Source organism: Lipingzhangella rawalii (assembly GCF_031628175.1).
In the GTDB taxonomy this organism is placed as follows: domain Bacteria; phylum Actinomycetota; class Actinomycetes; order Streptosporangiales; family Streptosporangiaceae; genus Lipingzhangella_A; species Lipingzhangella_A rawalii.
Genome location: NZ_JAVLVT010000001.1, coordinates 1045939 through 1071737, shown reverse-complemented (window position 1 = coordinate 1071737; position 25799 = coordinate 1045939). Strand labels below are relative to the sequence as shown.

Genomic DNA, 25799 nt, shown 5'->3' with positions numbered 1-25799 from the left:
GGTGTCAACCGTTTCTGCGGATGAATCCAAGGTTAGGTAAGTAGTGGCCAGATATCGGATAGCATTCGGATTTGGTCATGTATGTTCTCAGGTCAGCAAGGCGGAAGTGATTTTCGGGTCGCGTGTTACGAGTCGGATCCGGGGTTCTGGTCGTCCGGTTCTGTGGCGGAGGTGAATTTCGTGCCCAGGCGATGGCTTGGCCCGCTCCAGCCGTCGCCAGAACTGTGCCGGCCGAGGCGCAGGGCTGATTCAAAGTCGGTGGTGTGACGGCTTCGCGCAGGTCACACAAGCATGACGATCGCGGTGATCGGCCGACATACAACAACGGAGCTCCTGTAGAAGCGCGGGGACACAACTCTCCGGCTCCCCAGGAACTCCGTTGCCCCACCACTCTGCCACGCCCCAGCCCGCCATCGGCGACCTCGCCGTACGCCTCGCCGCCGTGCACGATCCCCGAGACGCGCGCGGCACCCGCCACGAGATCGGCTGCGTACTAGCCACCGCCCTGTGCGCGCTGCTGTGCGGATCCCGCTCGCTGCGCGCGATCGGCCAGTGGGCCGCCAACGCGCCCCAGCACACCCTGGCCCGCCTGCACTGCCGCATCACCGATACCGAACTGGGCGCGCGCACTGCGCCCAGCACCTCCACCATCCGCCGCGTCCTTGTGGCCGTGGCACCGGGGAGCCTGGCCGCCCTGGCCCGCCCCGAATCGACCGGTTCCCTGGCCATCGACGGCAAGACCCTGCGCGGATCGGCCACCGCCCATGAGGCCGCCGCCCACGTCCTGGCCGCTTTGGACCCCGGCGGCCGCATCGCCGCCCAGGTCCCCGTGGCCGGCACGACCAGCGAGATCGCGGCCGTGGAGGAACTGCTGGGTCCGCTCGACATCGCCGGGACCGTGATCACCGCCGACGCACTGCACACCCAGAGGGCCACCGCCCGCTATCTCACCGAGCAGCGCGGCGCCGACAACATCCTGACCGTCAAGGCCAACCGTCCCTCGCTGTTGGACCGGGTCAAGCGGTTGCCGTGGGCGCAGGCCCCCACCGGTGACACCGATCGCCACCGCGCACACGGCCGGGCCGAGACCCGCACCGTCAAGGCCCTGACCGTGGAAGGCCTCGGCTTCCCATACGCGACTCAAGCGGTGCGCATCCGCCGCCATGTCACCGACCTGCGCACCGGAAAGGTGTCATGGACCTTGGCTTATGCAGTCACCAGCCTTGGGGGCGAGCAGGCCGGACCCGCCCGTTTGGGCGCGCTCATGCGCGGCCATTGGGCGATCGAGGCACTGCACCATGTCCGCGATACCACCTTCGCCGAGGACGCCTGCACAGTCCGCAGCGGCCACGGGCCGGCCAATCTCGCTCCGCTGCGTCGCCTGGCCGCGCTCCTACTCACCGCGCTCAAGCGTCCGACCGTTCCCGACGCGATCCGGTGGGTCTCCTACGAGTGCTTCACCCGCCCACTCGACCTCATCGGGATCGCCTGACCAGCAACAACTGCGACGATAACCGACTTTGAATCAGCCCTGGGTTTGCATTGGGGCCATCGTGCGGCGAGATGCGCACCGAGTTCTTTGGAGTCGCGGGGTTCGCGGAGAAACTCATGGGCTGTTTGAGTCAGATCGTCGAGGTCGGGGAGTTTCTTCAGCTCCGCGGCGCGCGTGGGGTTGCCGCGCAACTGACGGTCGATCACGCGTGCGATCGACCGTCGTAGGAACAGACAGTCCCCGGCCGTTACCACGTGCACGGTGCATCGCATGAGGGTTGCCCGCACGACGTTTCGCTGGAGCAATGGCTGGACGAGATCATCCGGATCGAAGGATTCCAGACGGGACCACAGGCCGAAGTAGGGGGGATTCGGCTGCTGGGACTGGAGACCGACCAGGTGTTCCAGAGCCTCCTCGACCGAGAACTCCGCGCGCCGGTTCAGGAGCTGTCTGTCCAACAGTGCCCGGTTGAGTTCACGCCGACTGAGAACTCGCTCACCATTGGCCATCATGGCTTACATGCTAGGGGTTTTGGGGGTTGGCGGGAACCCGTCGTGCAACTGCGGAGTACTCCTGACGCCAAGATCTCCTCACGGGGTGTCCCACGAATTTCCCGATTCCAAAAAGGGGAAGTTTCCGGCCAGTTAGTGATGGTTCCGGCCGAAACCGGTGTTCACCTCGTCCAACGCCGCGACCTCGTTGCCGCCCGTGCCATACACCCTGCGGGCCGCCGCCAGTTGCACCACTGGTGCGGGGTCGTTCGACGCCTCAACCGTTTGCGAACTCAACACTGCTCCCTGCTCCGTCGATGGACTGGTGATGGTCACCACGGTCGGTGGCGGTGCTGACGCCGCACCGCCACCGTGCTGACGCGGGAGCCGGTGCGGTCAGGGCGGTGTGTCAGCGCCATCGCAGGCGGTTGTCAGGCCCGGTGCCCACGGTGGTCGCATGACAAGCTCAGCGATAACGCTTTCCGGACTGCGTAAGACGTTTGGGGACCGGACTGTCCTCGACGGCATCGATCTGGATGTTGCTGCGGGAACGGTGTTTTCCCTGCTCGGTCCGAACGGGGCGGGCAAGACAACGACGGTGAACGTGCTGACCACGTTGTTGAAGGCCGACGGCGGGACAGCACGGGTCGCCGGCCATGACGTGGCGACCGACGCCAAGGCGGTGCGCGCGGCGGTCGGGGTCACCGGACAGTTCGCTGCGGTCGACGAGCTACTGACCGGGCAGGAGAACGTGCAGCTGATGGTGGACCTGAGCCGGGTGCCCGCCAGGGACGGCGCAAGGGTTGTGGCGGAGCTGCTGGAACGGTTCGACCTGGTGGAGTCGGCGCGGCGGCCGGTATCGACCTACTCCGGGGGATGCGCCGGAAACTGGATCTGGCGATGACGCTCGTCGACAATCCGGGGATCATTTTCCTGGACGAGCCGACGACGGGACTGGACCCGCGCAGCCGCCGCACGATGTGGTCGATCATCCGGGGGCTGGTGGCCGACGGTGTGACCGTCTTCCTCACCACCCAATACCTCGAGGAGGCCGATCAGCTCGCCGACCGGGTCGCGGTGCTCGACCAGGGCCGCCTCGTCGCCCAGGGCACGCCCGAGGAGCTCAAACGCCGGATCCCCGGGACGCACGTTCGGCTTCGGTTCGCAACCGAGGCCGAACTGGACGCGGCCGCGCGTCTGTTTGCCGACTCCACCCGTGACGACGAGCCGTTGACCCTGCGGGTGGTGGGGGACGGCGGGACGCAGTCGCTGCGGCGGCTGCTGGACCGGCTCGACGAGCACGCACTCAGCGCCGACGAAGTCACCGTCCACACCCCCGACCTCGATGACGTTTTCCTCGCCCTGACGGGACACCCCACGGAGGCCGCACAATGAGCACCACATCCCATTCACTGGTGATGCTGCGCCGCAATTTCAAACACGTCGCCCGCAACCCGACCTCGGTGTTCAACGCGGTCCTGATGCCGATCGTGCTGATGTTGATGTTCGTGTACATGCTCGGTGACGCCTTCAGCGTCGGGGTCGACTACATCGACTACGCCACCCCGGGCCTGCTCATGCTGGCGATCTGCTACGGCTTGGGCTCCACGGCGACCACGGTGAACTCCGACATGACCAACGGCATCATCAACCGGTTCAAGGTCATGGACGTGTCTCGCAGCGCGGTACTCACCGGACACGTCATCGCCAGCCTGCTGACCAACGTCGTCGCCGTCGCGGCGCTCCTCGGGGTGGCGCTCCTGCTCGGGTTCAGCCCGTCGGCGGGCATGCTCGAGTGGCTCGGGGAGACTGCCGCACTGCGCGATACGCTCGGCACCGATCACGGCCGCCTGCATGTGCTACCTGGGCGGAGAACGCCTGTCTGCCTCAGGTGGGGCGAGTAGCCAATCAGGAGGCAGTCGCTTCGGCCAGCAGCGCTTCCCGGTTGGCCAGAATGAACTCCTTCAACGCGGTCGGCTTCAGGTCGATCGAAGCCAGCTCCTCGCCTCGCAGCTCAACCCGATCCAGTTCGTAGCCACCCCGGGAGGGATCGCTGAACTCGGCTCCGGTGCGGGCGGATTCGTCCAAGGTCGCCAACCGGGCAATGAAGAAGTGCTGCACCTTCACCCCGGAGTTCGAGGGTGAGCTGAACAGAAACACCTGCGAGGTCCCAACCGCTGTCGCCCCCAGTTCTTCGGCGAGTTCGCGGTGCAGGGCCGCCTCAATCGACACGTCGCCCTCGTCGACGCCGCCGCCGGGGGTCGTCCAATAAGGCGACTGCTGCGGCTTGGTCCGTTTGATCAGCACCAAGCGCCCCTCATCATCGATCAGGATCGCCCGCGCCGCGCGCCGCTCCACTGACACGGTCACCTGTTGCGTCATGGCTGGAACTCTACGGTGAGTCCCCGGCTACGTGACTGCGCCATCTCGTGCGGACCGGTACACCATGGTGGAATCCGTCTCGCTGGTCTATGTGGGGATGACGCTCTTGTCCCTCGATGCGTACATGTTGGGTGTGGCGGCGAGTTCAACCGACCGCATCACTTGCGACCGTGAGGGGGCGCCGATGGCCACGATCGAACGGTCACGGCCGCCTTATGACGTCCAATCCGCGGTCAAATCACGGTCACACGAGTCGAAGCCTGGCTACGGATCTCCGCCGCCAGGCTTCTCACCAGGTCTTCCGTGGTGGGCGATACTGGATTCGAACCAGTGACCTCTACCGTGTCAAGGTAGCGCTCTAACCAGCTGAGCTAACCGCCCTCGGTGTTCGAGGTGGAGACGGGATTTGAACCCGTGTAGACGGCTTTGCAGGCCGTTGCCTCGCCTCTCGGCCACTCCACCGGATTCGGAATGCTGATGCCGCCCTCGGGAGGCGACCCCCAGTCTCCGAGCGGACGACGGGATTCGAACCCGCGACCCTCACCTTGGCAAGGTGATGCTCTACCAGCTGAGCCACGTCCGCGCCTCGTGGTCTCCGGCTTTCGGCCGGTGACCGCGTGCAGTTAGAACTTTAGCGGAATCTCGGCGCACCGCAAAACTGGGAGCAACGCGGGCGTTGGTACGACCAGCTATGTCCCACTGTGCGGTACCTGGGTTCGAGGTCCGGTCTGCGGCGTACGTGCCTCGTGCGTCTGCACTGTCGTCGATGCGTCCGAGGCCTGGGCATCATGCTCGGTTGATGCGCAGCACCCTGGTGGTGTGGGTTCCACCTCGGTGGCTTCGTCTGGGTGCGGGCCGGCATCGCCACGGGGGGCGGAGGACGCCACATCCTGGGGCACCTCGATACGCTGTGCCCCGCTGTAGACGTTCATGGAGGCCCCACGCAGGAATCCCACCAGGGTCATCCCGGCATCGCTGGCCAGGTCCACGGCCAGAGAGGATGGCGCCGAGACCGCGGCCAGGGCGGGAATCCCGGCCATGAGGGCTTTCTGGGTGAGTTCGAAGGAGGCCCGCCCCGACACCAGCAGCACCGTCTGCCGGAGGGGTACCCGTTCCTCCCGCAATGCCCAGCCCAGGAGCTTGTCCACGGCGTTGTGCCGGCCCACGTCCTCGCGCGCCGCGAGCAGGTTCCCGTCCGTGGTGAACAGGCCCGCCGCGTGCAGCGCCCCGGTGCGTTGGAACAGGCGCTGGGCGGCGCGCAGCCGGCTCGGAAGGTCGCCGAGCATCGCGGGAGTGAATCGGGCCGCATCCGTGTGCACCGACCAGTGGGACACGGTGCGAACCGCGTCCAGGCTGGCCTTGCCGCACACGCCGCACGAGCTTGTGGTGTAGAAGTTACGCGTCAGGGAGGTCTGCGGCACCGTAACCCCCTCGGCCAGGGCCACATCAACCACGTTGTAGGTGTTGTAGCCGTCCTCGGTGGCGCCTGCGCAGTAGCGCATCGTGTCCACGTCCGTCGCCGAGCTCACCACTCCTTCGGTCAGCAGGAACCCCATGGTCAGATCGAAGTCGTCGCCGGGGGTGCGCATCGTCACGCTCAACGGGGAGCCCGACAGCCGGATCTCCAGCGGTTCCTCCACGATGAGCGTGTCCGCGCGGGTGTCCACGTGACCCTCCCGAATCCGCAGCACACGTTCCCGCGCCGTGACTCGTCCCATCCAGTGCCCATCCTTTCCCATCGAGGTCGGGTTTTCACTCTAGGCGGCCGCGCCCATCGGCCCCAGCGCAGCCGACGCGATAGAAAGTAGGTGCGTACCTGGTAGGGGACACCACGGCAGCCTCGGGGAGGGGCACAGGCGATGATGATGTCGGCGTCGGACAGCCACAGTCTGGCCTGGGCAGCCGCACGAAGTACGGCACGTGAGCTTGGCGCGACCGTGGCACAGGAGCACGGAGACCAGAAGCTGGCGCACACGGTTGCCCTCGCACAGGCGCACGGGGCCGCCCTGGCCACCGATCTCGTCGCCACCAGCGACGTTCCCACAGTCGACACCGCGGCCATGGATGGCTATGCCGTATGCGGAGCGGGGCCGTGGACCGTGCTGGGGCGTACCCTCGCCGGGGCCGCCCCCACGGTGACTGCGCTCGCTCCCGGGCAGGCCCTGGAGATCGCGACCGGGGCGCCCGTCCCGCACGGAACCGAGAGTGTGCTGCCCTACGAACAGGCCGAACATGCCGGTGACGACCTGTCCGGGAACATCGCTCCGGGGCGCCACGTCCGGCGCCGTGGGGAGGACATCACCGTTGGCCAGATCGTGCTACCGGCAGGAACCCAGGTCACGCCGAGTGTCAGCGGGCTCGCCGCCAGTCTCGGCTACGACGGGCTTGAGGTCCGGCGTCCGCCGGTGTGCCTGCTGGTCACCGGGGACGAGGTCCGCACCTCCGGGCAGCCGGGGCCGGGCGAGGTCCGCGACGCGATCGGTCCGGTGGTGCCGGGGCTGGTGGGTTGGGCCGGCGGCACGGTGACTTGGCAGCAGCATCTCGGTGACGATGACGCCGAGCTGGGCCGTGCCCTGGCCCGGGCCCAGGCCGAGACCGCGGCCCCGGTGATCGTGGTGGGCGGGGCCTCCTCCGCGGGCCCCGCGGACCATCTACGGTCCGCACTACAGAAACTGGGCGCCGACATTGTCGTGGACGGGGTCGCCTGCCGGCCCGGGCACCCCCAGCTGCTCGCCTGGCTGACCTCGCCACTCAGCCCACCCAGCGTGGTGGTCGGCCTGCCCGGGAATCCCTACGCCGCGCTGGGAGCGGCACTGACCCTGCTCGTCCCGGCCGTCGCCGCCTGCGCCAACCGTGTCGACCCCACCCGCAGCCCGGCGCTGAGTTGTGTCCGATCCACCGAGATTCGTGCGCATGACCGGGACACGCGTCTGGTCGCCGTGCGGTTGCGCGCCGACGAGGCCGGGCAGGCCCCCGTTGCCGCACCGGTGGGCCACGACCGGCCGGCCAGCCTGTGGGGCACGGCCAGCGCGGACGCGCTCGCCGTGGTGCCGCCGCGGTCGTCGCACAGCACGGTCGATCTACTGTGGCTGCCGCGCTAGCCGCACCCGGACGTCTTCCCGCCCTCCCCGGAGCCGCCGCGGTCCGCCGTGCGTGTGCCGGACGCCCTACACGGCTCAGTACACTGCCAGCGACGCCGTTCGCCGTCCCAGCCGGAGCCCGCCGCCATGTCCTCAGTACCACCATCGACGGGCCCGGGGCCTGTGCGCATCCCCCGTCCGACGCCGCTGCGGGAAAGCGCCTACGAGGCCCTGCTGGAGCTGATCGTGCGCCGGGAGCTGGAGCCCGGACGCCACCTGGTCGAGAGTGAGCTGGCGCAGCTGCTGGGCGTGTCCCGCCAGCCGGTCCGGGAAGCACTCCAGCGCCTGAACACCGAAGGCTGGGTCGATCTGCGCCCCGGGTTCGGTGCGTTCGTGCACCAGCCCACCGCCGATGAGGCCGAGCAGCTGTTCCACGTGCGGGGGCTGCTGGAGACCGAGTCTGCGCGGCTGGCCGCCGAGCACCACACCCAGGAGGGCTTGACGCACCTACGGGAGCTGCTCGGGTGCGGCTACCGTGCGGTGGAACAGGGCGACATCGAGGCCGTCGTGACCGCCAACGCCGACCTGCACCGGCGGATCACCGAACTGTCCGGGAACGCGGTGCTCGCCGAGCTCGCCGAGCGGGTGGCGCGCCGGGTGCGCTGGTATCACACATCGGTGGCCGCCCAGCGGGGCCGGCGGGCCTGGGACGAACACGCGGCCATCATCGAGGCGATCGCCGAGCGGGACGCCGTCGAGGCGGCGCGGCTCATGCACGAGCACACGGAACGTACCCGGCACACCTACCGTGCTCAGCACGGAACCGGTGAGGGTGGCACGGGTGCACAGCCCCGCTGAGGCAGGCCCGCTGTCGGCACCGATCGGGATACGAGGGCATGCCCTGCTCTGCCCCGGTTCGGTCACCCCGGTGCGGACGGGGACTCCCCCCGGGCACATGGCCGGGGGGAGTTGCCGGCCACCTACGTGAGGGGCGTGTGTGGCACCGCCCGGTCGGCGGTGCCACGGCCACTGGCACGATTGGCACGGTCCCGCCTGCGCCGAAGCAGGACCCCGGCCTGGACTGCCGCGCCGGCGACGATGACGACGCCGAGCAAACTGGTCACGTGCAGCCCGCTGGTGAATGCGGCGTGGGATGCCGACAGCAGTTGGTGGGCCAGCTCGTCGGGCAGGTTCTCCGCGGCCAGACTCGCCCCACCGAGAGTCTCGCGGGCCTCGGCCATCGCCGTGTCGGGCACGTCCGGGACCGTGTCGAGCTGGATCCGGTAGACCGCCGTGAGAACACTGCCCAGGACCGCGATGCCCAGGGCTGCGCCGAGTTCGTAGGCGGTCTCGGAGATGGCAGACGCCGCCCCCGCCCGGTGCGGCGGCGCCTCGCTCAGGATCGCGTCGTTGGTCACGGTGTCGGTGAAGCCGACACCGATCCCCAGGACGGCGAAGCCCGCCATCACCAGGGGGGCGCCCCCGTCGGGGGAGAGCTGGGTCATGACCGCGAACCCGAGCGTAGCCATTCCCAGACCGGAGGCCAGCAGCGTTCCCATCGGCACCCGGCGGGCCAGTGGTGCGGCCACGAAGCTTGCCGCCACGGTGAGGACCATCCCGGGAAGCAGCACGAGCCCGGCTCGCATGGGATTGAGGCCGAGTACCAGCTGGAGGTACTGCGTCAGCGCGAACAGGGCGGCGACCAGGGCGAAGGTCAGGATCAGGTTCGTAACCACGGCCGTACTGAAGCGCCGCAGGGCGAACAGCCGGACGTCGATCATTGGGTTGTCCAGGCGCAGCTGTCGGCGCACGAAGAGCAGTCCGACGGTCAGTCCCAGGAATATTGCGGCCAGCGCCAGCAGTACCGGACCGCCCTCGGCCAGCTTCTTCACCCCGTAGACCACCGGGAGCAGTGTGGCCATGGACAGGGCCACACTCGGCAGGTCGTAGCGTCCCGGATTCGGGTCGCGGGACTCGGGGAGCAGCAGCCGCCCCAGGACCAGGGTCGCGGCCATCACCGGGAGGTTGATCAGAAAGACCGAGCCCCACCAGAAATGCTCCAACAGCCAGCCACCCAGGATCGGACCCAGGGCCGCGCCGGCGGAGAAGCCCGAGCTCCAGGCGGCAATGGCGATGACGCGTTGCCGCCGATCGGTGAAGATGTTGCGGAGCAGCGACAGGGTGGCCGGCATCAGGGTTGCGCCGGCCATGCCCAACAGTGCCCGTGCAGCGATCAGCATCTCTGGAGTGGTGGCGTATGCCGCCATCAGTGAGGCGAGACCGAACCCGAAGGACCCCAGGAGCAGGAGCCTGCGCCGGCCGATGCGGTCCCCGAGGGTGCCCATGGTCACCAGGAGCCCGGCCAGCATGAAGGAGTAGATGTCGACGATCCACAGCAGCTGGGTGCCGGTGGGGGACAGGTCCGCGCTCAGGTGGGGCACGGCGAAGCCGAGCACGGTCATGTCGACCGAGATCAGCACCACCGGCAGGACCAGCACGGCCAGACTCAGCCAGGCCCGCCCGCCGGCCCGGGCCGGCGGGGCCTCGGACGCGCTCGGGGGCGTGGCCATCGCGGAACTCATGTCGTCTCCTGGGTTGGGCGCTGCCAAGTCAGCGCGAATTTACCGTCCAGACGGTTTAGAAGGAAAGGAATTTAAACCGTCCGGACGGTATAGTACCGTCTGCGCGGTATAGTTCGCAGCGTGAGCTCTACGACAACGCGCGACCGCATTCTGGACGCCCTCTCCGACATCCTGATCAGCCAGGGCAGCTCGGCAGTGACCCTGGAGTCGGTGGCTGCCGCGGCCGATGTCTCCAAGGGCGGACTCCTGTACCACTTCCCGTCCAAGCAAGCGATGATCGCCGGGTTGGTGCAGCGGCTGTCCGAAGAGGCCGAGCGCGAGTTCGCCGCTGCGGAACAGGCCGAGGAAGGCCTGGTGCGCGCCTACCTGGAGGGGTCTCTTCCCAGTTCGCCGCGCGAAGTTGCCCTGTACTGGTCGCTGATCGCGTCACTGCGCAGCCAGGAGCTGGCCTCCCCGGACCTCATGCACCACGTCCACGAGGTGTTCAGTCGCTGGGCCCGCATGCTGCACGCAGCGATCCCCGACCCGGTTCTGGCCGAGAACATCCGCCTCGTCGGCGATGGCCTCTATCTCACGGCCATTTCCGGGTTGCCGATGCCCGACGAGACGGTGGTGCGCCAGCTTATGGACCGCCTCGTCCACCAGGCGGAGCAGGCACAGGAAGCCAACCCAAAACCCGGCCCCGACCAAGCCTGAACTGAGGGCTGGCCGAGAAACCGAGGGTGCCCACGATCTCGGGCTGGGAGCCCGCCATTATCTGTGGAGGCTGGTTCGGTCCCTGGCGTAGCCCCGCGGCGGTGGCAGCTCAGGATCCAGCTGTCGGCGAGGACATGGGGTTGGCCGGGAGCTCCTCGACATCCTGCATCTCTTGCCCACCCAGGCCGAGGTCGGTGAACAGTCGGCCCAGAGAGTCGTCCATCCGGAAGTCGGCGATGTGCAGGCCACTGATTCCGGGCAGGCTCAGGGCGTGTCGCGCCTGCCCCAGAGTCACCTGGTAGGCCGCCTCGGCAGGATCGGCGGCGTTGTCCACCCATTCCAGGGTCTCTTCGGGAATGTGGATTCCGGGAACCTCCCGGTTCATGAACCGCAGTCCGCGAGCGCCGCGGGTCAGGCACACGGACTGCAACAGTGCGGTCTTGCGGGTCAGGCCCACCCGCTGGGCCAGTTGGGTGAACGCCTCCAACCGTTCGGGGTGATAGCAGATCTGGAGCTGGAGGAAGCGCGCCCCGGCGGCGGCCTTGGTCTGTGCGCGGCGTACCCGCTGTTCGAACGGGGGAACGGCCGGGTTTTCCACGGCCCCGATGAACAGGTCCGGTGCGGGGTCGATCACCCGCCCGGACATGTACTGGCCCGCGGCCATCCCCGCCGCGGTCCGCACCAGCTGAGGGGCATCCAGGTCGAACACCCGACGGCTTTCCGGCTCATCCCCGGCCGTGACGTCGTCCCCGGTCAGACAACACACTGTTGTGACATCGTGCATGGCCGCACCCATGATGTCGGCCTGGAGCGCCAGTCGGTTCTTGTCCCGACACACCACTTGCAGGATGGGTTCCACGCCGAGTTGCCGAATGGCGATGGCTACGGCCACATTGGAGGCGTGCGCGTGCGCGGCGGTGTTGTCGGTGGCGTTGATCCCGTCGACATAGGGCGCGAAGTGTGCGACCTGGCTTCGCACCGTGGCCATGCCACCGCCGTCGATCACCGGAAGCTCGGCCGTGACCACCGGCCGGTGCCCACTCCGCAGCAGTTCCGCGAGCTGACTCACGCCACAACCTCCGCTTCCGCGCCGACCACGGTGGTCTGCACCTCCCGCGGCGACTCCTCATCTGCGGGACGGGCCGCAGCCGGCAGCGCGGACGAGGACCCGGACTGGTGGTGGGAGTGCTGGCAGGTGGCCACCGGCACGTCCTCGCCGGGAACCTGCTGCGTGTCCGCCGGTTTCCCGGCCTCGTCCCCAATCTCGGGAGTGGTCTCCTGCCAGCTCACCGGCGTGACTTTGTCCCGGCCCGTGACGAGGTTGGTCCACGACGAGGTGCCCCAAAGCTGGTTGTCCACCGGGGGACGCAGCTCGTCGAACTCCTCGCGCCACGCACGGGGAAGCCATTCGGCCCGTCCCTGTGCCTTGAGCCAGACACAGCGCATCTCCGGGTTGACCTCGCAGCCCCCGTCCTCACGCACCCCGCCGCACGGGCCGTTGCGCAGCTGTTTCGGGCAGGTCATCGGGCAGGTCATCCCCGTGGAGTGCAGCACGCACTGACCACACATCCGGCAGTCCCAGATCGGCTTCTTGACCGCGTGTTCCACAAGTGGCAGCAGTGTGCTCATGGCTGCGCCCCGTTCCTGGTCGTGGGGATGTCGTGGCTGGTTGGCGCTGTCCGGGTGGGTTGTTGGATCGGGTCGTCCGAGTGTCCCCGAGGGTCCTGGCACTGGCAGCTCCGCAGGCGGAGAAACCCGTGTCACGGAGTGGACGTCGGGCCACTCTGCGTCTAGGCTGTCCAGTATCAGGTGTTGTTTATTAAGCAACTTGATGCATATAAAGAAACATTTGGTTCTGACAGTCAGCCTAGATCCGGCGATCTGTTGCGTCAATAGATACTCGTTGCGTTGTACGAAACTAGGCTGGGGTTCGTGTCCCCTTGACACGGCGACGGCAACGCGGGACGCTCTGTTGCGCATAGCGAATCCCGTTGCGTAATGAGATAGGTGGAGGTCCGGATGGCAGTTGTCGAGAACCCGGAGATCCTGCTGTACAGCCGGGTCCGGAAGTCGCCCTTCTTCTACGCGTCCCGCCGGCACGGCGTGGCGAAGTACAGCGTCTACAACCACACGTACCACCCGCGCCACTACGGGGACCCGTGGGCGGAGTACTGGCACCTGCTGAACGGGGTCACGCTGTGGGACGTCGGGGTGGAGCGTCAGGTGGAGATCACCGGGCCGGACGCCTTCGACTTCACCAACATGCTCGTGCCGCGGGACCTCACCAAGTGCCAGGTCGGCCAGTGCAAGTACGTGTTCATCACCAACGAGGAGGGCGGGATCATCAACGACCCGGTCCTGCTGCGGTTGGGGGAGAACCACTTCTGGCTGTCCCTGGCCGACTCCGACGTGCTGCTTTGGGCTCGGGGGCTGGCCTACTTCAGCGGAATGGACGTCACCATCCGTGAGGCCGACGTCGGTCCGGTGCAGGTCCAGGGCCCGAAGTCCAAGGACGTCATGGTCGACCTGTTCGGCGAAGACGTTCTGGACATCCCCTACTACTTCCTGGCGTCCTACGATCTGGATGGCCTGGACGTAGTCGTCTCCCGCACCGGCTACACCTCCGAGCTCGGTTTCGAGATCTACCTGCGTAACGCCAGTCGTGACGCGATGAAGCTCTGGGACAAGGTCATCGAGGCCGGAACTCCGCATGGAATCCAGGTCATCGGTCCGTGCCACATCCGGCGGATCGAGGGCGGAATCCTGTCCTGGGGTTGCGACATCGACTACAGCACCAACCCCTTCGAGGTGGGCTACGGCTACGAGGTGAGCTGGATGGTCGACCTCGACCAGGAGGCCGACTTCATCGGCAAGGAGGCCCTGCGTCAGATTCGGGACAACGGGGTGAGTCGCAAGCTCGCCGGGGTGCGCATCGATGGTCCGAGCCTGGGCTCGTTCAACGACGGATCGATGATCGACGCCTACCCGGTGCGTCGCAAAAACGATCCGGACGGGGAGGTCATCGGCAAGGTCACCTCGGCCTGCTTCTCGCCACGGCTGGAGCAGAACATCGGCTTCGCCCTGGTCTCTATCGAAGACGCGGCGCTCGGCACCGAGTTCGTGGTGGAGACTCAGCACGGTCCGCAGAACGCGACCGTGGTGGAGAAGCCGTTCATCGACCCGAAGAAGAACACACCCAAGCAGGACCTGCGCCAGCTCGTGGCCGGTAGCTGAGTGTCGCGGGAGGCGGTCCGCTCGTGCCACGGACCCCGCGAGAGGACCGCCTCCCGTAATCGCAAAATGTGCAACATGATGCGCTTTGCGAAACAGGAGAGTTCTGTCCGTTCTCCCGGCGTGCCCGTCGAACTCGGGGGTTTCCGCTGGTGTTTCCCCCTTGACGCCACGCGGAATACATCAGAGGCTGTTGCGTACATTGCCACATGTTGCGCTAATAGAAACAGGTGCGAGTTAGACTGGGAGCGCAGCGCATGACCACGCACACCCACCCCACCCCCAGGGCGACGCCTGAGCCGCCCGCGCAGCCCCCGCGGATCGTGGTGATCGGTGCGGGCATCGTCGGCTGCGCCCTGGCCGACGAGCTCACCATGCGTGGGCACACCGACGTGACCGTCCTCGACCAAGGCCCCCTGTACCACACCGGGGGATCCACCTCCCACGCACCCGGACTGGTGTTCCAGACCAGCGGCGCCAAGGTGATGACGGACTTCGCCCGCTACACCGTGGACAAGTACACTCAGCTCGCTGACGATCAGGGGCGGGACTGCTTCGCGCAGGTCGGCGGGCTGGAACTGGCCGCAACCCCCGAACGGCTTGATGAGCTGCACCGTCGGTGCGGCTGGGCCCGCTCCTGGGGCCTGCCGGCCCGTGTACTTTCCCCCGCCGAGTGCGCCCAACTGCACCCGCTGGTGGAGGCCGACCAGATCCTCGGGGGTCTACACACTCCCACCGACGGGGTCGCGAACGCCGTCGGTGCCGCCGCGGTCCAGGCCGGCGCCGCGATCGAGCGGGGCGCTCGATTCCTACCACACCAGGAAGTGGTCGACATCGAGGTGCGTGGCGGCCGCGTCGAAGCCGTCGTCACCTCCACCGGCCGGTTCCCAGCCGACCTCGTGGTCTCCTGCGCGGGCATGTGGGGGCCACTGATCACACGCATGGTGGGCATGCAACTGCCGCTGCTGCCGCTGGCCCACCAGCTCGCCTGGACCGGCACCGTTCCCGCACTGAGCGCAGATCCCGCTGCCCACCAGAACCTGGCCCGGAACCCGATCCTGCGCTACCAGGAACGCGACCTCTACTACCGGGAACACTTCGATCAGGTCGTGGTGGGCTACTACGGTCACCGGCCGATGCCTGTGGCCCCCGCCGACATCGGCGGCCCCACCACCGAGGCAGCCGGCAACGCCCCCGAGCGGCTGGCCACCATGCCCTCGGTGCACGACTTCACCGTCGACGACTTCGCTCCCGCCTGGGACGACAGCCGGGCCCTGCTGCCCGCCCTCGCCGAAACCAAGGTGGAGGACGGCATCAATGGCCTGTTCTCGTTCACACCCGACAACATGCCGCTGATCGGAGCGTCCGCCGAGGTCGACGGCTTCTGGGTGGCCGAGGCAGTCTGGATCACCCACTCCGCCGGGGTTGCTCGCGCCGTGGCCGAACGCATCACCGACGGCGAATCCACCTTCGACCTGCACGGCTGCGACATCACCCGCTTCCAGCCACACCAGCTCGCCCCCGATTTCATCCACGAACGCGGCTGCCAGAACTTCGTCGAGGTCTACGACGCTCTGCATCCGCTGCGGCCCATGGACTCCCCCCGTCCGCTGCGCACCAGCCCCTTCTACCAGCGCGAACGCGAACTCGGCGCGTTCTTCCTGGAGGCCAACGGCTGGGAACGGCCGCACTGGTACGAGACCAACTCCGAACTCACCGAGCAGTACCCCGCCCCCGAACTCGGGGACTGGGCGAGCCAGTTCTGGTCACCGACCATTGCCGCCGAGGCGCAAATCACCCGCGAACGCGTGGCCATGTACGACATGTCCTCACTGATGCGTCTGGAGGTCGCCGGCCCCCGTGCCGCCGAGTTCCTCCAGTACATGACCACCGGCAAGGTGGACCGGGCCCCGGGCGCGGTGACCTACACCCTGCTGCTGGACACCTTCGGACGCCTACGCGGAGACATCACGGTGGCGCGGGTCACCGAGGACATCTTCCAGCTGGGCGTCAACAGCCCGATGGATCTGCACTGGCTCCGCCGGCACGCCCCGGACGACGGCACGGTCCAGATCCGCGACCTCACACCCGGCACCACCTGTGTGGGCCTGTGGGGGCCACACGCACGCGAGGTACTGGCCCCCCTGGCCGACTACGACCTCACCAACACGGGGCTGCGCTACTTCCGCTGCGCCCGCTTCCATGTCGGCAACGTGCCCGTGCTCGCCATGCGCGTGTCCTATGTCGGGGAACTGGGCTGGGAGCTCTACACCACCGCCGAGCACGGGCTGCGGCTGTGGGACACGCTCTGGCAGGCCGGGCAGGACTACGGCATCATCGCCGCCGGACGTGGAGCCTTCAACAGCCTGCGCCTGGAGAAGGGATACCGTGCCTTCGGCGCCGACATGACCGATGAGCACGACCCCTACGCGGCCGGAGTCGGCTTCGCCGTGAAGCTGGACAAGGGAGACTTCCTGGGGCGGTCAGCGCTCGAACAGCGTGCGGACCAACCCCCGCAGCACCGCCTCGTCTGCCTCACCCATCCCCACCCCGGCGACACCGTCATGGGCTCGGAACCGGTGTATGCACCGCACGACAGGGCCACCGGCACCACCATCCCGGAGACGGCCGTGGGTTACGTGACCAGCGCCGCCTACGGCTACACCCTGGGCACCTCCATCGCCTACGCGTGGCTGCCCAGCGAACTGGCCGAGCCCGGAACCCCCGTCGACATCGGCTACTTCGACCGCCGGGTGCGAGCCACCGTGACACCGGACCCCCTGTTCGACCCCGGAATGGAGAGGCTGCGGGTATGACCGCACCAGAAACGGCCCCAGACATCCTGTGGCGCCGCCCCGAGCCACGGGACTCCTACGATGTGATCGTGGTCGGCGCCGGCGGCCACGGACTGGCCTGTGCCTACTATCTCGCCGCCAACCACGGAATCACCAACGTCGCCGTGCTGGACAAGGGCTGGCTGGCCGGTGGCAACATGGCCCGCAACACCACGATCATCCGATCCAACTACCTGCGCGGCCCCAGCGCCGGCCTGTATGAACACGCCCTGAAACTGTGGGAGGGCCTCGAGGACGAGCTCGACTACCCGATGCTGTTCAGCCAGCGCGGAGTGCTCAATCTCGCCCATACGACACACAACGTGCGCGAAGGCATCCGCCGGGTCAACGCCAACCAGCTCAACGGCATCGATGCCGAGTGGCTCACCCCCGAAGAGATCAGCAAGGTCGCTCCACTGGTCAACACCAGCCCCGAGCTGCGTTATCCGGTGTTGGGAGCCACCTATCAGCCCCGGGCGGGCATCGCGAAACACGACTACGTGGCCTGGGGCTTCGCCCGGGCCGCCGACCGGCTCGGCGTGGACCTGATCGAGGACTGCGCGGTGACGGGTTTTCGCACCAGTGGTGACCGGGTGGTTGGAGTGGAGACCACGCGGGGCCCCATCTCGGCCGGGAGGGTGGCTCTGTCCGCGGCGGGCCATACCTCGGTGCTGACCGACCAGCTGGGTATCCGTCTGCCGTTGCAGAGCCACCCGCTTCAGGCCCTCGTCTCCGAACTCCTGGAACAGGTGCACGACACCGTTGTCATGTCCAACACCGTGCACGTCTACGTCAGCCAGGTTCACAAGGGGGAGCTGGTGCTGGGTGCGGGGATCGACGCCTACAACGGCTATGGCCAACGTGGCTCCTTCCACGTGCTGCAACATCAGATCGCGGCGGCCGTGGAGTTGTTCCCGATCTTCGCTCGTGCCCACCTACTGCGGAGCTGGGGTGGCATCGTCGACGTCAGCCCGGACGCCTCGCCCATCATCGGCCTGACCCCCTATGCCGGGCTGTATCTCAACTGCGGCTGGGGAACGGGCGGCTTCAAGGCGACCCCCGGTGCCGGCTGGGTGCTGGCCGACACCGTTGCCAACGACCGGCCCCACCCACTGGCCGCGGCCTACGGCCTGGACCGGTTCACCACCGGAGCCCTCGTTGACGAACACGGTGCGGCCGCAGTGGCCCACTAGCGGGCCGGACGGTGCCGCCACCATGGCGCGCCGGTCCGGTGCCAGCTGCACAAGCTGCCACGACAGTTGGGAAGGAGGCCCGGTGCTACTGATTCCGTGCCCGTGGTGTGGCCCCCGGGAGGAGGCCGAGTTCCGCTATGGCGGGCAGGCCCACCTCAGCTATCCGGACGACCCCTGGCAGCTGGACGACGCGGCATGGGGTGACTACCTGTACATGCGCGCCAATCCGGAGGGCGAGTTCGCCGAACGCTGGTTTCATGCCCACGGGTGCCGAACCTGGTTCACCGTGCGGCGACACACCGTCACCAACGCGATCACCCCCGAGACCCCGGGCGCGTCCTCGCCAGTCCGCACGGAGGTGCACCCATGACCCGGGACCGCAACTACACGATCACCGTAGACGGCCGCCCCGTTCCCGCAGGCCAGGGCGACACCGTCGCCTCGGCCCTCATCGCCGACGGGGTGCGCAGTCTCGGCTTCAGCCCCTACCTGAACCGCCCCCACGCCATCTGGGGTATCGGCTCCGGCGGTGCCTGCGCCCACGTGCAGGTGGAGTCCGGACCCGGTGAGCCCATGGTCCCGGCAACCACTGTCGAAACCTATCCGGGACTGCGGGTGCGGTCCCTACACGGTCGGGGAGAGGTGAGCCTTCCGGAAAGTGACGACGGTGAGCCGCGGCACGACCACACCTGGGCCCACTGTGACGTCCTGGTCGTGGGGGGCGGCCCCGCCGGACTGGCCGCGGCCCGCGCGGCGGCCGACACCCGAGCCCGCGTCATGATCGTCGACGATGCCCCCGACCTTGGTGGACACCTGCGGCACGCTCCACGACGCATCCACGGCCGCAGTGCCCTGGACTGGGTTCGACACACCGCCGAGGAACTACGGGAGCACGGCGACGTGCAGGTCCTCACCCGAACCACCGTCACCGGCCAGTACCACCACGGCGAACTCATCGCTCTGGAACGCCGTACCGACCACCGGGCCCCCGCCACGATACCCACGCACATGGCGCGACACCGGCTGTGGCACATCCGCGCCCGCCAGGTCGTGCTCGCCACCGGATCCATGGAACGTCCCCTGGCCTTCGCCGGAAACGACCGTCCCGGCGTGATGCTCGCCGGGGCGGCTGTGGGCTACGCCTGGGCCCACTCGGCTCCCCCCGGCGAGCGTGCCGTGGTCATGGGCGCCCACAACGAGGCCCTCGTGGCCGCCCGACACCTCGCCGAGGCGGGCGTGGACATCAGTGCGGTGGTCGATGCACGCACCGATCCCGGACCCGCCGGTGCGGCTCTGCTGGACGAGCTCTGGCGTGGGGGCGCCCAGATTCTCCAGGGACACGCGGTGACCGAGACCCGCGATCCGGAGGCGAGCGGCGCCGTGACCGCGGTACGCGTGGCACCCATCGACGGGTCGGGACGAGCCCGGGGCGAGGAGACCGAGGTGCCCTGCGACCTCGTCGCCGTCTCCGGTGGATTCGATCCTTGCCTGGCCCTGTGGACCCAGGTCGATGGCGGGACGCGCTACGACCCGGCCCATGCCGCCTTCCTGCCGGAGGAGTCCGCGGCCCCGGCCACGGTGCGCTGTGCGGGAGCCGCCCGCGGGACGCGGGATCTGGACGCCGCCCTGGCCGAGGGTGCCGCAGTGGGGCACGCGGCAGCAGAACAGCGGGCCATCCCCACCCGCCCGACACCTGCGGAGCCGGTCCACCATCCGCGCGAGCTGTGGCTGGTGACCACCCCCCACACGGTGGAGACCGAGGTTCTCGTGGATCCCCACCGGGACGCCACCCTGGCCGACGTTCGCGCGGCTCTCGACGCCAACCTGCGCAGCATCGAACACGTCAAACGCCACACCACCATCGGAACCGGCCCGGAACAGGGCCGAGCCTGGGGGGTACTGGCCAGTGCGGTGGTCGGCCAACTTCTGGACACCACCCCGGAACAGCTGGGGACCCCCCGTCGACGTGCACCTCTGGCCCCGATCCCGTTGGCCACGGTCGCCGGTCGGGACCGGGGAGACTTCTTCGATCCGATCCGCCGTACTCCCATGCACCAGTGGCACCTGGAGCAGGGGGCGGTGTTCGAGGACATCGGACAGTGGCGCCGGGCCCGCTACTATCCGCGCTGGACCGCTGACGGTCAGGTGGAGGACATGGCGGCGGCCGTGCGGCGGGAGTGCCGTTCCACACGGGAGTCGGTGGGGATGCTCGACGCCTCCACCCTGGGCAAGATCCTGGTGGAGGGGGCGGACGCCCCGGAGTTCCTGGACCGAATCTACGCCAACATGATGTCCACACTGCGTATCGGCAAGTGCCGCTACGGGGTGATCTGTGGCGCAGACGGCATGGTGCGCGACGACGGGGTGTGCGTACGGCTGGCCGAGGACCGGTACCTGGTGACCACGACCAGCGGCAACGCCGATTCAACCCTGGCGTGGCTGGAGGAGTGGCAGCAGACGGAGTGGCCGCAGCTGCGGGTGCAGTGCACCCCGGTCACCGAACACTGGGCCACCATCAGTGTGGTGGGTCCCCGCTCCCGGGAGGTGTTGGGACGGCTGGCGCCGGGGCTCGACGTCACAGCCACGGGCTTCGAGTTCATGGGGATGCGCAACACCGAGATAGCCGGGGTTCCGGGACTGGTGCTGCGCGTGAGTTTCAGCGGGGAGCTGACCTACGAGATCAACGTGCCCTCCTGGTACGGCCTGGGGGTATGGGAGGCCGTGCTGGAGGCGGGTGCACCCTACGACATCACCCCCTACGGAACCGAGACCATGCACGTGCTGCGTGCGGAGAAGGGTTTCATCGTGGTGGGGCACGAGACCGACGGCCAGGTCTCGGTGCAGGACGCCGGCTTGGGGTGGGCGGTGTCCACGCGTAAGGACTTCGTGGGCAAGCGCTCCCTGGCCCGTGCGGACCTGGCGCGGGACGACCGTGAGCAGCTGGTGGCCCTCGTGCCTGCGGACGGTGCGACGGTGGTCGCAGAGGGGGCCCAGCTGATCACCCATCCCGCCCCCGAACCTCCGGTGCCGATGGTGGGCCATGTGACCTCGAGCTACGACAGTCCGGCCCTGGGCACGCCGTTCTCCCTGGCGCTGCTCAGCGGGGGACGCGGCCGACACGGTGAGCGGCTGTATGCCTACCACCTGGGACAGACCGTGCCCGTCCAGGTGACGGACCCGGTGCTCTACGACCGAGAGGGGACGCGTCGTGACGGATAGCCTGCTCACAGCCCCAGCAACCCAACGTACACCCGTGGTGCGGCACTCTCCGGTGGGGCATCTGGCCGACCAGATCGCCGCGACGGGATCGGAACAGACTGTACGGCTGCGCGAGACGCCCTATCGTGCGCAAGCCGAACTTCGGGTGTCTCCGGCCGAGGCAGAGGTGGCCGATCGACTCGCGAGCCAGTTCCTGGGCTGCCCGTTGCCGGCGCCACAGCGCGCCAGTGGTGCCGGTAATCCCTGGGTGCTGTGGGCCGGCCCCGGCTGGTACCTCGTCGTGGACGAGGATCCCGCCAGCACGGGCTGGGGCCTGGTCTCCGGGCTGCGGTGCGCGCTCGGTGGGGAGTACGGCCAGATCTGCGCCAGTGTTGTCGATGTCTCGGCGCAGCGAACGATCCTGGAGCTACGCGGCCCACGGGCACGTGACGTGTTGTCCCACGGCTGTGCCCTGGACCTGCATCCACGGGAGTTCCGGCCCGGACACTATGCGCAGACACATCTGGCCAAGGCGACCGTGGGTCTGCTCCAGACCGATACCACGCCCACATACCGGATCCTGGTGCGCTGCTCGTATGCCGACTACCTGGCGCGCTGGATCCTGGATGCGATGGCTGAGTATGTGCAGGTCACGAATGACCAGTGTGCAGAAAAGTGATAAGTGTCACATTTTGTGCACAACGAAGCCAAGGTTAACGAGATCGTGTTCCCATTTGGGGGTTCTTGTCCAGGGACCGCACAGGCAGAGCCACTATCGTGGCAGTCATGGCCAACAACAACGACCACGCACAGTACGCGACCAACGGCGACCGCCAAGGGGACGTCGAGCGAGGGTCGGGTGGTGGCAGCGCCTCCAAGGAGGCACCAGTGAAGTCGGTTGACCGCGCCATCCTCGTCCTGGAGATTCTGGCGCAGTACGGGGAGGCCGGTGTCACCGAGATCGCGGGTGAACTCGGAGTCCACAAGTCGACAGCGTTCCGTCTCGTGGGAGCGCTGGAACGGCGTGGACTCGTGGAACAGCCGGGACTGCGCGGTAAGTACCAGTTGGGATTCGGGATAATACGGCTGGCTGGGGCGATGGCTGCCGGTCTCGACCTCACCCAGCAGAGTCGCAGGGTCTGTGAGGATCTCGCGGCAGAGCTGGGGGAGACCGTGAACATTGGTATTCCCAGCGGCGACAGTGTGGTCAACATCGACCAGGTCCGTGGAGCCTCGGCCGTTGTGAGTCAGAACTGGATCGGACGGCAGTGCGCCCTCCACGCCACATCCAGCGGCAAGGTGCTGCTGGCGCACATGTCGCTGGTCGAGTCCCGCAGGATCCTGCGCGGCACGCTGGAGGAAGTTACCCCCCAGACCGTGACCAATCCCGACATGCTTCGGGCCCAGATGGAGGAAATTCGCGAACGCGGATACTCCGTGGCGGTGGAGGAGCTCGAGGTTGGTCTCAACGCCGTGGCCGCACCCGTACGCGGGCTCAGCGGCGAGGTGATCGCCGCTGTCAGTGCCTCTGGCCCCTCCTATCGGATGACCGAGGATATTCTGAACGAACTCGGGGAGCGCGTCGCCAAGGCCGGCGCCGAAATCTCCACACGCATGGGGCATATGGACACCGAGACGACGCCCCAGTAGCCCGGTGGCCGGAGGGGGCGAACTCCTCCGGCCACCCGGCTATTTCGGGTGCGGCACCCGGATGTTCCAGCCAGGCACAGACCCAGCGAGGCTGTCACCGTGACCCGGCCCTAACCTCCGGGACTGGCCCGCACATACGGAGGCGGAGACGGGAATCGAACCCGTGTACAGGGCTTTGCAGGCCCTTGCCTCAGCCACTCGGCCACTCCGCCAGAAACAGACCGCACCGAGTTCCGAACAACCGGATCTCCTGTGCGGTCAGTGGAGCGGACGACGGGATTCGAACCCGCGACCCTCACCTTGGCAAGGTGATGCTCTACCAGCTGAGCCACGTCCGCGTGCGCCACCGGAATGTAGGCCGGGCTCGGTGCCGACCATGCCGTCCGGTGCCTCGTCCCCGACTCTAACGGATTTCAGCGCAAGCTCAAACCGGAAACCGGCGCGACAGCTCTCACTGTTTGCGGAAGCTGGCGGAAACCGCATTGAGGTCCGGCCTCGGAGGTGCGGACAGGTACTGTCCGACCCGGCGGATGACTCCACTCATCTCATAGGCGACCAGCCCCACATCACACTCGGCGGAGGAGACCAGGGCCAGGCAGGCTCCCTCGCCGGCTGTCGCCACGAACAGCAGAGCTTCGTCCATCTCGATCACGCTCTGCCGGACCTCCCGAGCGCCGAACTGACGGCAGGCGCCCCGTGCGAGGCTCTGCAAACTCGAGGAGATGGCGGCCAGATGTTCGGCATCCGAACGCTCCAGCTGCGACGACGATGCCATCAACAGGCCGTCGGTCGAGAGCACGATCGCGTGGCGGGTGCCCTCGGCACGGGCGAGCAGGTCGTCCAGGAGCCAGCTGAGCTCACCGGCGGTGGCGCTAGGTTGCGTCATGGTGGTTCTCGTCTCACAGACGTTGACGTGGCCTCTGAAGAGTTGCCCGGTTGATAGTAATCCGTAACCTATCGGATAGGCGGTTCCAATTCCCAGAAAACCCCACAGGTGGCGTCGTGATCGTCGTACCTCGAGCCGTTACCGTACCGTCACAAGGGCGTGTCGAGGAGAGACAGGCGAGGATGCGGCCGGTGTTGGCCACATTTGACAGGATCGGACCCACAATCCCGACGGGGAGCGGCAGCAGACGAAGGGGCCCACCGCGATGCACGTATGGATAGCTGACGCAGACCATCCACAAGGGCACCTCGTGGAGGCGCACCAGGCCCGTGTGTCCGTCTTCGATCACGGCATCACCGTGGGCGACGGCGTGTTCGAAACCGTGAAGGCCATCGGTGGCGTCCCCTTTGCCCTCACCCGCCACCTGCGGCGTCTCGCCCGTTCCGCGCAGGGCCTGGGCTTGGACAGCCCCAACCTGGACCTGCTACGCGACGGCGTGACCCGGGCACTGGACAAACATCCGGGCCTGGACCCGGCGCGGGTACGCATCACCGTGACAGCCGGAACCGGCCCACTCGGCTCCGACCGGTCCGGTGGCGCGCTCACCTACCTGGTGGCGCTTGCCGACTTTCCCCAGATCGCGCCCAGCGCAGACATGTGGGTGGTGCCCTGGACCCGCAACGAACGCGGTGCGCTCACCGGCCTCAAGACAACGTCCTACGCCGACAACGTACTGGCCCTCGACTACGCCAAACAGCGCGGCAGCGCCGAGGCGATCTTCGCCAACACGGCCGGCAACCTTTGCGAGGGCACCGGCAGCAACATCTTCGTCGTCCTGGACGACGAGCTACGCACCCCACCCCTCAGCGCCGGCCCACTGGCCGGAATCACCCGCGAACTGGTCCTCGAATGGTGTGGCGGCGACGAGGTCGACATCCCCATGGGCGAGCTGCCCCGGGCCACCGAGGCGTTCCGTACCTCGACCGGATGCGATGTCCAGCCGATCCGGGCGATCGATGGGGTGCCACTGCCAGCCGCACCCGGGCCCGTTACGGCCAAAGCCATGACCGTCTTCGCGGAGCGTTCCGCCGGCGATCTCGACCCCTGAACCCGCAGGCAGTCGCACCGCGGAGCGCCTCCGAACTCAGGAGCAGAGGTGCTCCGCGATCTCCGCATCCAGATCCACGAAGTCCTTCTCCTCACCGGCAGGCACAATCTCATAGGTCCGGTGCAGGAACTCCGCCAGCGGAGCCATCGGCGCATCGAACTGGGCCTGGCCGAACGGCGACGACAGGGCGATGTTCACGATGCGCTCCTCGCTGCCCTTGGACGGCCACACCCGGATATCGCCCTCCCCAACAGGACGAACGATGCCAACGGTGAGCAGCTCACGCGCGAAAATCCACTCGACCGGCTCGTCCTCACCCACGTGGAAAGCCACCTTGATGGCGTACGGATCCTCGGCGGTGTAGTCCAGTCGCGCCACCAGGGGCACCGACGCACGGTCAGGAACCACGAGCCGCAGGCCAAACTCGGCGGTGGCAGTGGTACCACTACTGTTCATGATCGCCAAACCTTCTCTTGTCCGGTTCCGCTGCGCGGGCTGATTGAACGTCTCACCTGCTCCAACAGCGCAGGCACGCACCTATGACGCGCAAACGCGAAACTTTCTCCAGGGGATTTGGTCGGCACGCGGTATCGCATCGTCGCTGATGTCTCCGACCCTCCGTGCACTGTAATGACCTGCGGAAACCAAGAAATTCCCCGCAGTATGTGCATTGGGTCACGGATCGGACATTTCGTCGAGTTCGGATCCGCGTCCAGAGAAGTCGGATCGGCTCAGTGACAGCCCATCCCGTCCACCGTCGACCCCAGCCGATTCACGCCAGCCAGCGCAATGAGATGTCGATCACACCCCAGCTGCGTGCACACACGCCCACGATGGCGCAGACACCCACACAGATGCGCTAGAGTTTTCCCAGGCGCTGACACACAGCAGCCCCACGGGCGGTTAGCTCAGACGGCTAGAGCGCGTCGTTCACACCGACGAGGTCACTGGTTCGAGTCCAGTACCGCCCACGAGC

General features: G+C 67.6%; 21 protein-coding genes, 6 tRNA genes and 2 pseudogenes. 15 read left to right on the top strand and 14 right to left on the bottom strand.

The genetic code is table 11. The features are described from left to right. Window positions 1-379: 379 nt before the first annotated feature. Window positions 380-1492, top strand: coding sequence for an ISAs1 family transposase (locus tag RIF23_RS04775; protein WP_310911067.1), 1113 nt, complete (start codon window positions 380-382; stop codon window positions 1490-1492). On the opposite strand, the gene RIF23_RS04770 is transcribed toward RIF23_RS04775, so the two are convergent. Next, window positions 1447-2004, bottom strand: a complete 558-nt coding sequence (locus tag RIF23_RS04770; protein ID WP_310911066.1) for a DNA glycosylase AlkZ-like family protein — start codon at window positions 2002-2004, stop codon at window positions 1447-1449. The genes RIF23_RS04775 and RIF23_RS04770 overlap by 46 nt on opposite strands. Window positions 2005-2136: 132 nt before the next feature. Then, window positions 2137-2280, bottom strand: a complete 144-nt coding sequence (locus tag RIF23_RS04765) for a hypothetical protein (RefSeq protein ID WP_310911065.1) — start codon at window positions 2278-2280, stop codon at window positions 2137-2139. Window positions 2281-2440: 160 nt separating this feature from the next. Between RIF23_RS04765 and RIF23_RS04760 the strand changes: the two are divergent. Together RIF23_RS04760 and RIF23_RS04755 are read left to right on the top strand one after the other, a co-directional pair. Next, window positions 2441-3378: pseudogene (locus tag RIF23_RS04760) on the top strand (ATP-binding cassette domain-containing protein). Then, window positions 3375-3887: an ABC transporter permease gene (locus RIF23_RS04755; protein ID WP_310911064.1), complete on the top strand. Its 513-nt coding sequence runs from the start codon at window positions 3375-3377 to the stop codon at window positions 3885-3887. Before RIF23_RS04760 ends, RIF23_RS04755 begins: the two are co-directional and overlap by 4 nt. Window positions 3888-3891: 4 nt before the next feature. Here RIF23_RS04755 and RIF23_RS04750 read toward each other — a convergent pair whose 3' ends face one another. The 5 genes and pseudogenes from RIF23_RS04750 to fdhD form a co-directional block, all read right to left on the bottom strand. Beyond that, window positions 3892-4365, bottom strand: coding sequence for an NUDIX hydrolase (locus tag RIF23_RS04750; RefSeq protein ID WP_310911063.1), 474 nt, complete (start codon window positions 4363-4365; stop codon window positions 3892-3894). Window positions 4366-4669: 304 nt separating this feature from the next. Then, window positions 4670-4746: transfer RNA gene (locus tag RIF23_RS04745), tRNA-Val, on the bottom strand. A gap of 10 nt (window positions 4747-4756) precedes the next feature. Then, window positions 4757-4827, bottom strand: a tRNA-Cys gene (locus RIF23_RS04740). A gap of 48 nt (window positions 4828-4875) precedes the next feature. Then, window positions 4876-4948 (bottom strand) — tRNA-Gly (locus RIF23_RS04735). Between the two features lie 283 nt (window positions 4949-5231). Next, window positions 5232-6083, bottom strand: a pseudogene (fdhD, locus tag RIF23_RS04730) (formate dehydrogenase accessory sulfurtransferase FdhD); the annotation flags it as partial. A gap of 141 nt (window positions 6084-6224) precedes the next feature. Here fdhD and RIF23_RS04725 point away from each other — a divergent pair. Further along, window positions 6225-7466, top strand: a complete 1242-nt coding sequence (locus RIF23_RS04725) for a molybdopterin molybdotransferase MoeA (protein ID WP_310911062.1) — start codon at window positions 6225-6227, stop codon at window positions 7464-7466. A gap of 126 nt (window positions 7467-7592) precedes the next feature. Next, window positions 7593-8303: a GntR family transcriptional regulator gene (locus RIF23_RS04720; RefSeq protein ID WP_310911061.1), complete on the top strand. Its 711-nt coding sequence runs from the start codon at window positions 7593-7595 to the stop codon at window positions 8301-8303. A gap of 122 nt (window positions 8304-8425) precedes the next feature. Here RIF23_RS04720 and RIF23_RS04715 read toward each other — a convergent pair whose 3' ends face one another. After that, window positions 8426-10027 (bottom strand): MFS transporter, encoded by a 1602-nt coding sequence (locus RIF23_RS04715; protein ID WP_310911060.1) that lies wholly within the window; start codon window positions 10025-10027, stop codon window positions 8426-8428. A 120-nt stretch (window positions 10028-10147) separates the two neighbouring features. Between RIF23_RS04715 and RIF23_RS04710 the strand changes: the two genes are divergently transcribed. Continuing rightward, the gene (locus RIF23_RS04710) at window positions 10148-10723 is read left to right on the top strand and encodes a TetR/AcrR family transcriptional regulator (RefSeq protein WP_310911059.1); all 576 of its coding nucleotides are present in this window, start codon (window positions 10148-10150) and stop codon (window positions 10721-10723) included. A 109-nt stretch (window positions 10724-10832) separates the two neighbouring features. Here RIF23_RS04710 and RIF23_RS04705 read toward each other — a convergent pair whose 3' ends face one another. Both RIF23_RS04705 and RIF23_RS04700 read right to left on the bottom strand, forming a co-directional pair. Continuing rightward, complete coding sequence (locus RIF23_RS04705) at window positions 10833-11792, bottom strand: methylenetetrahydrofolate reductase (protein ID WP_310911058.1); 960 nt, start codon at window positions 11790-11792, stop codon at window positions 10833-10835. Continuing rightward, window positions 11789-12352 carry a methylenetetrahydrofolate reductase C-terminal domain-containing protein gene (locus RIF23_RS04700; protein ID WP_310911057.1) on the bottom strand — a complete coding sequence of 188 codons (564 nt, stop codon included), beginning with the start codon at window positions 12350-12352 and terminating at the stop codon, window positions 11789-11791. Before RIF23_RS04700 ends, RIF23_RS04705 begins: the two co-directional genes overlap by 4 nt. Before the next feature lie 390 nt (window positions 12353-12742). On the opposite strand from RIF23_RS04700, the gene RIF23_RS04695 reads away from it, so the two are divergent. From RIF23_RS04695 to RIF23_RS04665, 7 genes are all read left to right on the top strand, one after another. Then, window positions 12743-13957, top strand: coding sequence for a glycine cleavage T C-terminal barrel domain-containing protein (locus tag RIF23_RS04695; protein WP_310911056.1), 1215 nt, complete (start codon window positions 12743-12745; stop codon window positions 13955-13957). 254 nt (window positions 13958-14211) lie between these two features. After that, window positions 14212-16770, top strand: a complete 2559-nt coding sequence (locus RIF23_RS04690) for a GcvT family protein (protein ID WP_310911055.1) — start codon at window positions 14212-14214, stop codon at window positions 16768-16770. After that, the gene (locus RIF23_RS04685; protein ID WP_310911054.1) at window positions 16767-17981 is read left to right on the top strand and encodes a sarcosine oxidase subunit beta family protein; all 1215 of its coding nucleotides are present in this window, start codon (window positions 16767-16769) and stop codon (window positions 17979-17981) included. Before RIF23_RS04690 ends, RIF23_RS04685 begins: the two co-directional genes overlap by 4 nt. A gap of 82 nt (window positions 17982-18063) precedes the next feature. Continuing rightward, window positions 18064-18351 carry a sarcosine oxidase subunit delta gene (locus tag RIF23_RS04680; RefSeq protein WP_310911053.1) on the top strand — a complete coding sequence of 96 codons (288 nt, stop codon included), beginning with the start codon at window positions 18064-18066 and terminating at the stop codon, window positions 18349-18351. After that, complete coding sequence (locus RIF23_RS04675) at window positions 18348-21200, top strand: FAD-dependent oxidoreductase (RefSeq protein ID WP_310911052.1); 2853 nt, start codon at window positions 18348-18350, stop codon at window positions 21198-21200. Before RIF23_RS04680 ends, RIF23_RS04675 begins: the two co-directional genes overlap by 4 nt. Next, the gene (locus RIF23_RS04670) at window positions 21190-21858 is read left to right on the top strand and encodes a sarcosine oxidase subunit gamma (RefSeq protein ID WP_310911051.1); all 669 of its coding nucleotides are present in this window, start codon (window positions 21190-21192) and stop codon (window positions 21856-21858) included. Before RIF23_RS04675 ends, RIF23_RS04670 begins: the two co-directional genes overlap by 11 nt. Before the next feature lie 209 nt (window positions 21859-22067). Continuing rightward, the gene (locus tag RIF23_RS04665) at window positions 22068-22829 is read left to right on the top strand and encodes an IclR family transcriptional regulator (RefSeq protein ID WP_310911263.1); all 762 of its coding nucleotides are present in this window, start codon (window positions 22068-22070) and stop codon (window positions 22827-22829) included. Window positions 22830-22969: 140 nt separating this feature from the next. Here RIF23_RS04665 and RIF23_RS04660 read toward each other — a convergent pair. The 3 genes from RIF23_RS04660 to RIF23_RS04650 form a co-directional block, all read right to left on the bottom strand. Continuing rightward, window positions 22970-23041 (bottom strand) — tRNA-Cys (locus tag RIF23_RS04660). A 50-nt stretch (window positions 23042-23091) separates the two neighbouring features. Next, a tRNA-Gly gene (locus RIF23_RS04655) sits at window positions 23092-23167 on the bottom strand. A gap of 113 nt (window positions 23168-23280) precedes the next feature. Beyond that, complete coding sequence (locus RIF23_RS04650) at window positions 23281-23715, bottom strand: roadblock/LC7 domain-containing protein (protein WP_310911050.1); 435 nt, start codon at window positions 23713-23715, stop codon at window positions 23281-23283. A 265-nt stretch (window positions 23716-23980) separates the two neighbouring features. Between RIF23_RS04650 and RIF23_RS04645 the strand changes: the two genes are divergently transcribed. Beyond that, window positions 23981-24823 carry an aminotransferase class IV gene (locus tag RIF23_RS04645; protein WP_310911049.1) on the top strand — a complete coding sequence of 281 codons (843 nt, stop codon included), beginning with the start codon at window positions 23981-23983 and terminating at the stop codon, window positions 24821-24823. Between the two features lie 36 nt (window positions 24824-24859). On the opposite strand, the gene RIF23_RS04640 is transcribed toward RIF23_RS04645, so the two are convergent. Further along, complete coding sequence (locus RIF23_RS04640; RefSeq protein ID WP_310911048.1) at window positions 24860-25279, bottom strand: SsgA family sporulation/cell division regulator; 420 nt, start codon at window positions 25277-25279, stop codon at window positions 24860-24862. 441 nt (window positions 25280-25720) lie between these two features. On the opposite strand from RIF23_RS04640, the gene RIF23_RS04635 reads away from it, so the two are divergent. Further along, window positions 25721-25794: transfer RNA gene (locus RIF23_RS04635), tRNA-Val, on the top strand. The last annotated feature ends 5 nt before the right edge of the window (window positions 25795-25799 follow it).

Excerpts from the sequence above, each read along its gene's own strand:
- RIF23_RS04695 (WP_310911056.1), top strand. The coding sequence starts at position 12,743 with ATGGCAGTTGTCGAGAACCCGGAGATCCTGCTGTACAGCCGGGTCCGG.
- RIF23_RS04720 (WP_310911061.1), top strand. The coding sequence starts at position 7,593 with ATGTCCTCAGTACCACCATCGACGGGCCCGGGGCCTGTGCGCATCCCC.
- RIF23_RS04750 (WP_310911063.1), bottom strand. The coding sequence starts at position 4,365 with ATGACGCAACAGGTGACCGTGTCAGTGGAGCGGCGCGCGGCGCGGGCG.
- RIF23_RS04675 (WP_310911052.1), top strand. The coding sequence starts at position 18,348 with ATGACCCGGGACCGCAACTACACGATCACCGTAGACGGCCGCCCCGTT.
- RIF23_RS04685 (WP_310911054.1), top strand. The coding sequence starts at position 16,767 with ATGACCGCACCAGAAACGGCCCCAGACATCCTGTGGCGCCGCCCCGAG.
- RIF23_RS04700 (WP_310911057.1), bottom strand. The coding sequence starts at position 12,352 with ATGAGCACACTGCTGCCACTTGTGGAACACGCGGTCAAGAAGCCGATC.
- RIF23_RS04755 (WP_310911064.1), top strand. The coding sequence starts at position 3,375 with ATGAGCACCACATCCCATTCACTGGTGATGCTGCGCCGCAATTTCAAA.
- RIF23_RS04770 (WP_310911066.1), bottom strand. The coding sequence starts at position 2,004 with ATGATGGCCAATGGTGAGCGAGTTCTCAGTCGGCGTGAACTCAACCGG.
- RIF23_RS04715 (WP_310911060.1), bottom strand. The coding sequence starts at position 10,027 with ATGAGTTCCGCGATGGCCACGCCCCCGAGCGCGTCCGAGGCCCCGCCG.
- RIF23_RS04645 (WP_310911049.1), top strand. The coding sequence starts at position 23,981 with ATGCACGTATGGATAGCTGACGCAGACCATCCACAAGGGCACCTCGTG.
- RIF23_RS04640 (WP_310911048.1), bottom strand. The coding sequence starts at position 25,279 with ATGAACAGTAGTGGTACCACTGCCACCGCCGAGTTTGGCCTGCGGCTC.
- RIF23_RS04725 (WP_310911062.1), top strand. The coding sequence starts at position 6,225 with ATGATGATGTCGGCGTCGGACAGCCACAGTCTGGCCTGGGCAGCCGCA.
- RIF23_RS04650 (WP_310911050.1), bottom strand. The coding sequence starts at position 23,715 with ATGACGCAACCTAGCGCCACCGCCGGTGAGCTCAGCTGGCTCCTGGAC.
- RIF23_RS04690 (WP_310911055.1), top strand. The coding sequence starts at position 14,212 with ATGACCACGCACACCCACCCCACCCCCAGGGCGACGCCTGAGCCGCCC.